Below are 12,011 nucleotides of genomic sequence, written 5' to 3' on the forward strand. Positions count from 1 at the left end.
ACATGACATCAGTACCCCCCGCGCCACAATTGCTGCCAGGCAATGAGCGCAGCCTGTGGGACGCGTTCGCGTGCCCGGCGGCTGGACAATCAGCCGGCAGCACACGAGACCAGGAAGATATCGCCCTGCCCCCTGGCCTGACGGCCAGTATGAACGACCTGATTACGGTCGCCGCGGTTCTGGGCTCCTTGCTCAGTCCGGAAGGCCGGGTAACCCTGGGAGTCCATCATGACGGCGAGCCGTCGCAGCTCAGCGTCGATTGCACGGCATTGAACCTTGCAGAAGACACTCGGGCCTATATCGCGCAGTTGCGCGCCAATGCTGAAGCGCCCCATGGCGAGGCGCAATTGCGTGCCGATATCGAGATCAGCGACGGTAAACACTTGTCATCGGCGCAATCACCGGTCTGGCTGCTGGTGCAGGACGGCCGCTGCCAACTGTCGGTACGCAGCGATCGCATGACCCGGGCGGTACGCCTGGAATTGCTTAAACTGGTGGCCTTCGCTTGCGCCCGAGTCCTTGATCCCAAGGCCCTGCCGGCGACCACGATCCAGCCCGTCTGCCCGACCCCGGCCGAAGCCGCCGAGCGTCAGTTCCTGGTGGAGCACATCTACCGGCATGTACAGAGCAAACCATCGGCTGCGGCGATAGTGGATGACAACAGCGACCGCACCCTGACCTACGCCGAACTCTGGGACGCCTCCGAGGCATTGGTCCAGCACATACGCGAACGCGTCACTTCCCGCCGATCGAGCCCGCGCCTGGCGTTGTTCCTGGATCGTGGCTGGCAACATCTGGCCTCGATCATCGCCGTGCAACGCATGGGTGGCACCTGCGTGCTGATCGACCCGTCGCATCCTGATGAACGCATTCGGGCCTTTATCGAAGAGTGCAGTCCACATGCGGTATTGACTGCAGGCAGCACCACCGAGAGAGCGCGAGATCTGCTGAACTGTCCGCTGTTGGATATCGACAAGGTGCAGATGCGCCCTGCCCACGTCGATTGGGAACACGGCAAGTGGGTCGACACCACCAACGAGGCCTGTTTTATCGCCGGCACTTCCGGCAGTACCGGACGGCCCAAGGCCGTTTGCCTGTCCTATCGGGGGATGGCCGCGACCCTGGATGCCATTATCGATCAGGCCGGACTTGGCGAGCATAGCCGCGGCTCATGGCTATCGTCGCCAGGCTACGGGATGGTCGAGGTCGACCCGCTGCCGGTACTCTGCGCCGGCGGCACGGTATGCATCCCTGCCCCGCAGGTGCTGCAGGACGTCAACCTGCTGGCACGCTGGCTGCTCGAAGGCGATATGAACCATACGCTGGCCATGACTTCCATTGCCGAGGCGTTGTGGGCAAGTGGAACCCGGACCGGCCTGCGCACCATGCTGATCGCCGGTGAGCGCTGCAAGCAATGGCCGCCGACCGATCTCGGCTACAGGGTGATCAATGTCTATGGTTCCGCGGAAGCAGCAGTGGTTTCCATCGAAGACCTGTGCGCACCACGCCGCACATTGCTGCCCTCGGTAGGACGCGCGATACCCGGCGCCCGGATGTATGTGGTCGACCGCCATGGCCAGCAGCTGCCGGCCCGTTGCGTCGGTGAATTGATCATCACCGGTGAAACGCTGTCGGTGGGCTACGTCAACCCCGAGGACACGAAGAAAGTGTTTCGTGGCAACACTCTGGACACCACTTCGCCCTTGCAATACAGCACTGGCGACCGGGCGCGAATGGCCGTCGATGGCACCGTGGAAATCTTCGGGCGGACCGACTCGGTGGTGAAGATCCGCGGCCATCGGGTCGACCTGACTGAACTGGAAATCACCGCGCTGCAAGTGCCGGGCGTGGTGAAGGCGGCGGCCAACTGCTTGAGCAACGACTTGGGTGCGACGCTGGCATTGTTCCTGGAGCTGGCCCCGGATGCCGCAGAGGTGGTCACCAAGGTTCGCAAGCACCTGGCCGCGCGCCTACACCCGGCCGCCCAACCCGGCCAGATCGTGACCGGCACCCTGCCCCTCGGGCGCAACGGCAAGGTTGACTACAGCGCGCTGCAGGTCAGCCCTATCGAGCGCGATGCGGATCAGACAGTCTTTGCCCCGGTGACCCAGGCAGACCACGCGGTGCGTGATTGCTGGCTGGCCTGGACGCTATGTGAAGAGGCGATGCTGGAGTCGAGTTTCTTCGACGCCGGCGGCGATTCCCTGCGCGCCTTGCGCATGGTCGGTGAGCTGGCCTGCAAGCATGGCATCCATGTGCAAATGGGCGCGTTCCTCGAGGAGCCGGTACTGGCGAACTTGGTACGACTGGCCAATGCCTCGCGCAATACCCAGTTGCCGAAGTTCGAGCACTTACCGGCACAGCAGCAACTGCTGCCGTTCGAACTCAACGAAAGCCAACAGGCACTGTGGATCGGTCGTGGTTCGTTCTACGACTATGGCGGCGTCGGCTGCCAGGGATATTTCGAATGGGAAGTGCAGGCCCTGGATCGCGAGCGCTTCACCCATGCCGTGGGGCTGCTGGTCGAGCGCCATCCGATGCTGCGCATGACCATCGATGCCAGCGGACGCCAGAGCATCGGCGATGTCGACGGTACCCAGGCGGTGGAGTACGTCGATCTCAGCGCTCTGGATACGGCGCAGATTGATCGGGAGATCGACCGGGTCCGCGAACGCATGGCCAACGAAGAAATCGGCACCACGCAATGGCCGCTGTTCCAGTTCCACATCAGCCGCATCAGCGCCAGCACTAGCCGTGTGCATCTGTGCATCGACATGCTGATCGCCGATGCCTGGTCGATCTTCCAGGTGATCATCCCCGACCTGATCGATCTCTACCTGGAAGATGACCCACAGCTGCCGGTGCTCCAGACCAGCTTCCATGACTACGTCGCCTATCGGCAAAAGGTGCTCAAGAGCGCCCAGTACCAGGCCGACCGCGAATACTGGCTGGACAAGATCAACCATCTGCCGGCAGCACCGCGCTTGCCACAGCTGGAGCCCGGAGAGTTCAGCGGCCAGTCGCGCTTCGAGAGACACGAGGGCACCCTCGCCGTCGCTGTCTGGGAGCGACTCCAGGCCCAGGCCCAGGCGCGCAATATCTCGCCATCCGGGGCGGTCGCGCTGGCCTTGTGCGAAGTGCTACGCTGCTGGAGCGAAGAAGACCGGTTCACCCTGAACTTCCCGGTCTCGGATCGGATGCCCGTCAGTGCCGATATCGACCAGGTCGTCGGCGACTTTACCAATACCTTGCTGGTGCCTTACGAAATAGCGGCCGCCGATACCCTCGAGGCTCGCGGCCAGCAGCTGCAAGGCGCCATCTGGCAGGCACTGGACCATCGGCTGTTCAACGGTGTCGAGGTGCTGCGCGAGCTGGCCCGGGCCCGTCGCAGTGGCGGTGCGCCACTGATGCCGATCGTCCTCACCAGCCTGCTCGGGCACCCGGGACGCCATGATGCGGCGAGTCTTGGGCAAGAGGTCTACGGAGTCTCGCAAACGCCTCAAGTCACCCTGGATGTGCAACTGCGCGAATCCGAGGGCACCTTGTACTTCAAATGGGACTACCTCACCGGGGTCATTCGCCCCGAGGTCGTGGAATCGATGTTCGGCGCATTCTGCACACTGCTGCAGCAACTGGCCGACGACAGCGAGATCTGGCAACGCACCTGGCTCGACCTGCGACCTGCCGCGCAGATCGAAGTACGCCACGCGGTAAACGCGACCCAGGCGCCAGTACCGGAGGTTCACCTGCGTGACCTGCTGCTGGCACGGATTGCCGAACGCGCCGGGGAAACCGCAATCCTCGATGCCCAGGGCAGCTACAGTTGGGGCGAAATCGGCCGGGCCGCGGCACGGATCAGCGAGATGATCCAACAAGCCCGCAACCCCGGTGAACGCTTTGTCGGGATCGTACTGCCCAAGGGCAGCGGCCACTATGCGGCTGTCTACGGCTGCCTGCTGGCCGGTGTCGGGTATGTGCCGGTGGATATCGACCTACCGTCCGAGCGTATCCGCTCGGTGCTGTCCCAGGCCGGGGTGCACACGGTTATCGCCGGTGTCGATGCCCAGTTGCCGGAGCAGGTGCAGCGGCTCGTGCTGACAGATGAGGACCTGCGTGCCTGGGCTGGGCAGCACACGGACCTGGACCTGGCACCACTGGCTGCGGACTACTCGCCCTACGTGATCTTTACCTCCGGCTCCACCGGCAACCCCAAGGGTGTCGAGATTCCAGAGGTAGCGGTGGTCAACCACGTATATGACGTCGTCGAGCGCTTTGGCCTGGATACCTCCACTCGCCACCTGGCCACTGCCGCCCTGCACTTCGACATGTCGGTATTCGATATCTTCGGCCCCCTGCTGCACGGCGGCTCGGTGGTGGTTCCTGCCCAGGCAGCAGGACCGGACCCCGATACCTGGCTACGACTACAGCGTCGCCACGGAGTGACCTTCTGGGCCTGCGTACCGGCCATCATGGACCTGCTGTGCAGTGTTGCGGAAACCGCGCGCAGCTTCTCCGCGGTGGAATCGCTGGCCAACATCGTCATGGCGGGCGACTGGATCCCTCTGCCATTGCTGCCGCGAGCCAGGGCGCTGTACCCGAAGGCACGGCTGTACTCCTGCGGAGGCCCCACCGAGACCACCAACTGGTCGGTGCTGCACGAGATCGACGAGCAAGAAGGCCAACTGGCGCGTTCGGTGATCTATGGCGCGCCCATGCGCAACTCTGCCTATCACATCGTGGCGGGCGACTGGACCGATTGCCCGGATTGGGTACCCGGAGAAATGCTGGTGGAAAGCGATGTTTCCCTGGCCTGTGGCTACATCGGCCAGCCGGAACTGACCCGCAAGGCCTTTGTCCAGCACCCGCGCAGCGGGCGGCGCATGTACCGCACCGGCGACCTCGGGCGCTACCTGCCCAACGGTGAAATCGAGATCCTGGGACGTATCGACAACCAGATCAAGCTCAATGGCCTGCGCATCGAACTGGGTGAAATCGAGAGCGTGGCCGAGTCCTGCCCCGGTGTCTCGCGAGCCTGTGCCGTAGCCCTGCCTGGTCCCGATGGGCATCCCAAGCAGATCGCCCTGGTCTATGTCGGCGAGCCCGAACTGGCTCCTGCAATCATCCAGACCCTGGCCCTGCGCCTGCCTGCCTACATGGTGCCGAAGACTGTCCAGCAGTTGCCCCAATGGCCCCTGTCGAAGAACGGCAAGGTGGATGTACTGGCCCTGCGTGAAATCCTGAGGAATGACATGAAAGACTCCAAGAGCAAGACTCCGCAAACCATCCTGCGCACCGTTATCCGGGTGATCTCCAGTCATCTTGAGGAGTCGGTGGTACTTCCCGAGGACAACTTCTTCGACCTGGGCGGCGACTCGCTGTCGGCGATGAAGATCAAGATCGAACTCGAGTCCCAGCTGTCCATCACCGTTCCCCTGGAGAACCTCATGCTCACCGAGACCATCAGTGAGTTCGCCAACAGCCTGGACGCGGGGAACCAGCCATGATCAAGGACAACCTGCACCAGCAATGGCTGGATGATGTGGACGCCTACCTGGATGGACGCACCACGCCACAGGAACTGGAGGCCAAGGGGCAACTACGGGCCCGGGAAGTCTTGCACTATGTCCAGGAACACTCGGCGTTCTATGCCGGGCACCTGCGCTCGCAAATGGGCAGTCCCAGCGCGCTGCCGGCGCTGGACGGCAGACCTTTCACAACCAAGGAAGACCTGCGCGCCGTGGGCCGCTCGGTCTGTAGCCTGCCTTTCGACCAAATCGCGGTGTACTACGAGACGACCGGGACAACGGGGTTGCCAACCCCCTGCCCTCGGGCGGCGATCGATGTGGAGACCAGCGGTGCCTATGTGCAGAAGGCCGTCGCCGACCTGTATCAGTCGACATTCGGCACCACCAATGCCCTCACCGCGATCATGGGGCCCTCGGAGCTGTATGCGTTCGGTGATACCTATGGCGAGGTCTGCCGCAACCTGGGAATTCCCTACGTGCGGCTGTGGCCGGAAAGCCCTAGAGTCGGCCTGGTCAAGGCCGCCCAGTTGATCAACGACCTTGGAGTCCGCTCGCTGATCTGCTCACCCGCCGTAGCCCTGGCCCTGGCCCGGCTCTATGCGAGCCAGGGGATCGATCCGCGCGAGACAGCGGTGGGCCAGATCATGGTGCTGGGCGAACTGTGCACGCCGCAGATGCTGAGCAATATTGCCCGGGTCTGGAATGTCCATTGCACCCATGGCCTGTATGGCTCCCAGGAAGCCCATGCGGTGGCCACTGGCTGCGCCAACGGCAACCTGCACTTCTCCGAGACCAACTATCTGGCGGAGATTCTTCCGGTTCCTGGAATGGAGGGCGATATAGGCGAACTGTGCCTGACGATGCTCGTACCCGGGGCCAAGCCGCTGATCCGCTACCGAACCGGCGACTTGGCGCGACTGCACTCTGCCGAGGAGTGCGGGTGCGGCAATCGTTCTCGTTGCCTACGGGTCTTTGGCCGGGTGAGTGATGTGATGACCCTGGCCGGTCGCCAGGTACTACCGGCACTGATCGAGTCGGCGGTGCTGTCTGCGGCCGAGTGGGTCTCTGGCTACGAGGTCAGGATCTGCAGCGCCAGCGACGGTAGCGACCATGTCGAGGTGTCGATGGTGGCGGGTATCGGCGAGCGTTCGGTGGCCCAGGTACAGGAGCAGATGGCCGGCCATTTCGGCACCTCGGTCCAACTTCAACTGGAGCAGAGCCTGGATCCGAGGACCGAGACCGGTGCCTACATTTCTTGGAAGCACGCACGTATCCGCGATCAACGGGAGCCAGTTCTGTGAGCTCATTACAACCCATCCCCATGTGGAGCGTGGAGCACCACGAAATCGCCGATGCGGCGCCCGTCGCCCAGGTGCGGCGTGGCCTGCTGGAGCTCTATCCGTGTCCAGCGCTGTTCGAGACCGGTGCGGGTTTCCTGCCGGTCGACGGCAATCAGACCACCTTCATGATCGACTTACTGTTGGAGCTGAAACTGGTCAATGACACCTGGCACCTGTCCGCTGGCGCGCCGTTCCAGTGGGCCTTGGCCGCTTGCGAACAGCTGCTGAACAATTCACAGGCGAGCCTGTGCGAACGCCTGCGACGCGTCACGCAGACCCTGGCCTTGCCGGAAGGCTTTCCGCTGGTGCTGGCGCTGGGCTACAGCGCCGCGCGCTTCGTCGAAAACCTGCCGGACATTGCCATTGAGCAGGATGTGCCGGAGGTGGTGGTGCGGGTCTATCGGCATATCATCCGCTACGAAGACCCCCAAGGTCCGGCGCGGATCGACGTACTCAACGCCGGGGAAAACGCTGAGGCGCAATTTGATGCCCTGCTCACGGTGCTTCGCAAGCCGCCCGCGGCACCCGTGCCAGGCCTTGCCGCTGAAGTCGCCGTGATCGAGGACGTCACTGATCGCGAGGCATTCTGTGCGGCCGTTTCCCGGGCCAAGGAGTACATCCGCGCCGGTGACATCTACCAGGTGCAGTTGTGCCGACGTGCCGTGTCCAGCGCGACGATTGCACCGGTGGATCTTTATGAGCGCCTGGTATCGGTCAATCCGGCGCCCTACATGTACTACCTGGACCTTGCCGACCTGCACGTCGTGTCATCCAGTCCGGAACTGATGATCCGCCTTCAGGACGGTGTGGCCCAGGTCCGGCCCATCGCCGGCACCATGACTCGGGAGGACCAGCGCGGCAGTCCGCTGGACAAGATTCCCAAGGAAGCCGCCGAGCACCTGATGCTTGTCGATCTGGCGCGTAACGACCTGGCCCGGTGCGCGGTTCCCGGGGGCGTACACGTGAGTTCGTTCATGCAGCAGGACACTTATGGGTCCTTGCTGCACCTGGTTTCCACTGTGGAAACCAGGGTGCGCGAGCACTGCGATGTCTGGGACCTGATCGTGGCCAATTTCCCGGCGGGCACCATGACGGGAGCCCCCAAGGTCCGGGCAATGGAAATCATCGCCGAGTTGGAAGGCACCGCTCGCGGGCTGTACACCGGTTGTGTCGGCTATATCACCGGAGCCAACAGCGCGGTGCTGGCCCTGACGATCCGTACGATCGTCGGCAATGCCGGACGCTATGTATTGCAGTCAGCGGCGGGAGTCGTCGCCGACTCTGAGGCCGAGGAGGAATGGAATGAAGCGGGAGCGAAGATCAAGTCGTTTTCCCGAGCGATGGGAGCCAGCGTATGAGAGTGATGTTAATCGACGCCTTCGACAGCTTTGTGTATGTCATTGAGCAGTACTACTCGGCCGTTGGTGCAGAAACCAGGGTCGTTCGCGTCAATGATGACCCCATAGCCCACTATCGGCAGTGGCAACCGCAGTTACTGGTCCTGGGGCCGGGGCCGGGCACTCCCGAAGATCATGGCTACCCGCAGATCATTCGCGAGATGGATGAACAGCAGGCCATTTTCGGGGTCTGCCTGGGGCACCAGGCACTGGGCGAACATTTCGGCTGGAAGCTCACCCGTGCGCCTACCACCCAACATGGCAAATACGCCCAGGTGCATCATGACGGACGAGGCGTTTTCCAGGATGTACCGTCGGCCGTCACCGTGGTGCGTTATCACTCGCTGGCAATTACCGACCCGGGAACATCAAGCTCGCTAGTGGCCACGGCCTACTCGGACGATGGCGTGAACATGGCGGCGCGGCACCGTACCCGGCCGATCGAAAGCGTGCAGTTTCACCCCGAGAGCATCGGCACCGCCCACGGGATCAAAATGATTCGTAACTCATTGGCGCTGGCCAACGTCAACGCCATGGGCTGATCGCTCGAGAAAAAAGCCCTGGGTGCCAGCCGGACGCCGGCCGACACCCCTTTAAATCTAAGGATTGGATAAACATGATGCACACACCCAACAATGCAACGCTCAATGAAAAACGATGGCAGGCACTGGCTGTCATCTCGATCATCCAGCTGATACTGCTGCTGGATGCCACCGTGGTGAACGTGGCCCTGCCACGGATCAAGCACGACCTGGGACTCACGGACGGGTCCCTGACCTGGGTAGTCAATGCCTACCTCATCACCGCTGGATCACTGTTGCTGCTGGGCGGACGGATCGGCGACGCCTTCGGGGTGCGACGTACCTTTCAGGTCGGCGTAGTGATTTTTGGCGCATTTTCCTTGCTGGCAACCTTCGCCCAAGACGCCACCGTGCTGATCATCAGCCGTGCCGGCCAAGGGCTCGGTGAAGCCCTGGCCTCTGCCACCGGACTGGCAATGGTGTCACTGCTGTTTCCCTCCGGCCCGGAACGCGGCAAGGCGTTTGGCATCTGGGCGGCACTGGGCGGCCTGGGCTCGATCATCGGCGTACTGCTGTCCGGTGTACTGACGCATTATCTGTCGTGGCGTTGGGTCTTCGGGATCAACGTACCGATCGTCATGCTCCTGATCGTGGCTGCCGCCGTCATGATCCCCAAGTTCAGTCACCGCAGTTCCACCCCTCTGGACCTGGGCAACGCTCTGATCCTGGTGGTTGCCGTCGCCGCGACCGTGATGGCCGTAATGGGCTCTGGCATCGAGCACCTGCCTGGCCAGCGCGTGGCGCTCCTGCTGCTGGGCGTATTGGGTATCGCCGTGGTACTGCGTCGTTGCAAGCGCTCGGAAAACGGCATTATTCCGGCACGCTTGATGACGCGCTCTCCGCGCATGGCCGGGTACGCCATCGTCGCCATCCTGGCAGCGACCTCCGGCGCCCTGTTCTACCTGGGTGTTCTGTTGTTGCAAGACTACCTCGGCCTGAGCCCGATGCAGACTGGCCTGGCCTGGCTGCCCTTCTGCCTGGGTTTCTTCCCCGGCATCTTCCTTTCGCAGTTCGTCATGCAGCGCTGGAACCCGCAGGCAGCCGCCGTGGTCGGCCTGGCAACCTCGGCGCTGGGTTTCGCCTTGTTTGCCTTCGGCGTACCCCTGCAAAGCTACTGGCTGGGAGTGCTCCCGGCCATGTTGGTGACTTCCATCGGCTTCGGTTGTGTCGCACCGGTCGCCCAGTCGTTGGCCACCAGCGACCTTAGCGAGGCAGACGCCGGTGCCGGGTCGGGCATCACCACCACCATCCAGCAACTGTTCCAGGTGTTCGGGGTCACCCTGCTGGCGGCCATGGCTTTGGCGGTCTCCGACAGCACTGGAGTGCCAACCATCGCCGCCAACGGTTTCGTGGCAGCCTTTGCCGTGTCGGCGCTGGCAATGACGGTAGGGGCCTTGCTGATCTGGGCGGGACGCAATGCCTTGGCGCTCGAGCCAGCCCCATCGAGCCCCCAGCCGTAGGATATCACCATGCATCAGAACTACCTGATCCCGCCCTTCAAGGGACCACTCACGACGCTATCCAGCGTCGCGGGACTGCGGGAAAAATGGACCGGGGCGATGCTTGACCAGACAGGGCGCGCCTATTCTGGCGCGCTGCGTCTGGACTTCAGCGAGCAGTGTTGCCAGGCACAAATATTCGCCGCCGTGGCCCAGACCCTGGCTCGGCATCCGATCCTGGCGGCCCGATTCGAGATCGAAGGAGAACAACTGGTCGGCCGAGCCCCCACCGAACAGGCATTGCGCGAAGCGTTGCGTGAGCAATTGGGCAGGGTGCAGGCCGCAGTCACCGACCAGGACTTCCTGGCCTACCGGGCCAGGCAAGCCGCCGAACCTGGGCTGCGCATCGCCTCTGTGGTAGACGAGGCAGGCCTGCACATCTGGATCGGCTTCTGGATCTATACCTGCGATGGCGCGTCGATTGACCTGCTGCTGGAGGATATCGCCAAGCATTACTTGGGCCTGCCCCCGGTATCTTGCACCGCCTGGAACGACTATTGCCGGATGCAGCACCTGCCGGAGCAGCCAGTAAGCGCGGCGCAACAGCTTGAGATCTACCCGGGGACGGGGCCCTACGGGCTCGATGCACTGCGTACCAAAGGCGGTGGCGGCATAGGCCGCATGCAGAGCCTGAAGTTCACCTCCACCGTACCACGCAGCTGGGTTCTGGACTATGCCAGAGCCCAGCGCGTGACGCCGTTCGTGCTGCTGTTGGCCATCTACCAACGGGCAATCAGTGCAGTAAGCGGTGTCGCCACTGTGGTGACCGGCGTCCCCTTTGCCAATCGCCCGGGAGCTGCGGCCCAGACGCTGGTTGGGCCGTTGTCCAATACCATCCCGATCAGTACCCGGCATGAGCCCGGCGAGCCGTTGGCAGCAGTGATAAAGCGCGTGCAGCGGGCGGTGATCAATGCCGCGGCTCGTCAGGACATAGAACCGGCAGCGTTGTATCCCGAGGGCATGTCTGCGCGCACCGCCGGCTTCGAACTGCCGTTTCCCCAGCTGTTCAACGCCTGGAACTCACGCAGCGAAGGCAGTCGCATCGCCCTGGGCGACAATCAGTGGATGAGCCTGCGGCTATTGCCGAACGATACCTGCCGCGTGGCTTTCGAAATCACCCTGGATGAGCACACCGAGCATATTTCAGGGCGGATCGACATGGACGCAGCAGCCTATGGCGAACATGCAGGACAGATCATCGAACAGATGATCTGCGATCTGCAAGGCATCCCCTGCGACTGATCTGCAAAGCTTGTAGACAGGCACCGACAAGTGCGCGGTTCGAACAGTCCCGCGATCTTGTCCAATGGCCGTTTAAGCGCAGCCTTCAACGGAACAAATGCCGGCAGCCAGGTTGCGGGCTGATCTTGGTAAAGCAGCATTCATTTGCGAATGACGTTGGCATGGAGCGCAACCCATCTTTCCTAAAAGAGCGGCTTTGGGTCTAGACCATTGACAGCATCCTTTAAGGCGGGCTTTAGGTCGATTGCTGCCGGTTACGAAGGGCAGTAAACCGACCCATAGCTGCCGGTCAGCAGCGGCAGAATTCGGCCAAAAGCGGCCCCTCACAGAAGTGAGAACTTTTTGTTTTCGGCCTGGTGGCAAAGCTCAATCTCTATGCGTTAGGCACGAATCAATACCCTCGATAGCCATCTGAAGCTTCTGTCTA

Annotated in this window: 6 protein-coding genes; all 6 read left to right on the plus strand. The window is 62.6% G+C overall.

The window, feature by feature from the left end; genetic code table 11:
• Positions 1-2: 2 nt before the first annotated feature.
• Entirely contained in the window at positions 3-5,504 is a 5,502-nt protein-coding gene (locus tag ACYZT0_RS16235; protein WP_462042107.1) for an amino acid adenylation domain-containing protein, read from the plus strand.
• The gene (locus ACYZT0_RS16240) at positions 5,501-6,826 is read left to right on the plus strand and encodes a phenylacetate--CoA ligase family protein (protein ID WP_462042108.1); all 1,326 of its coding nucleotides are present in this window, start codon (positions 5,501-5,503) and stop codon (positions 6,824-6,826) included. The genes ACYZT0_RS16235 and ACYZT0_RS16240 overlap by 4 nt, the downstream gene beginning before the upstream one ends.
• The gene (locus ACYZT0_RS16245) at positions 6,823-8,223 is read left to right on the plus strand and encodes an anthranilate synthase component I family protein (RefSeq protein WP_462042109.1); all 1,401 of its coding nucleotides are present in this window, start codon (positions 6,823-6,825) and stop codon (positions 8,221-8,223) included. Before ACYZT0_RS16240 ends, ACYZT0_RS16245 begins: the two co-directional genes overlap by 4 nt.
• Entirely contained in the window at positions 8,220-8,804 is a 585-nt protein-coding gene (locus ACYZT0_RS16250; protein ID WP_462042110.1) for an aminodeoxychorismate/anthranilate synthase component II, read from the plus strand. Before ACYZT0_RS16245 ends, ACYZT0_RS16250 begins: the two co-directional genes overlap by 4 nt.
• Before the next feature lie 74 nt (positions 8,805-8,878).
• Entirely contained in the window at positions 8,879-10,303 is a 1,425-nt protein-coding gene (locus ACYZT0_RS16255) for an MFS transporter (RefSeq protein WP_462042111.1), read from the plus strand.
• A 9-nt stretch (positions 10,304-10,312) separates the two neighbouring features.
• Positions 10,313-11,584, plus strand: a complete 1,272-nt coding sequence (locus tag ACYZT0_RS16260) for a condensation domain-containing protein (protein ID WP_462042112.1) — start codon at positions 10,313-10,315, stop codon at positions 11,582-11,584.
• Positions 11,585-12,011: the final 427 nt, after the last annotated feature.

Source organism: Pseudomonas sp. ZS1P83 (assembly GCF_054897825.1).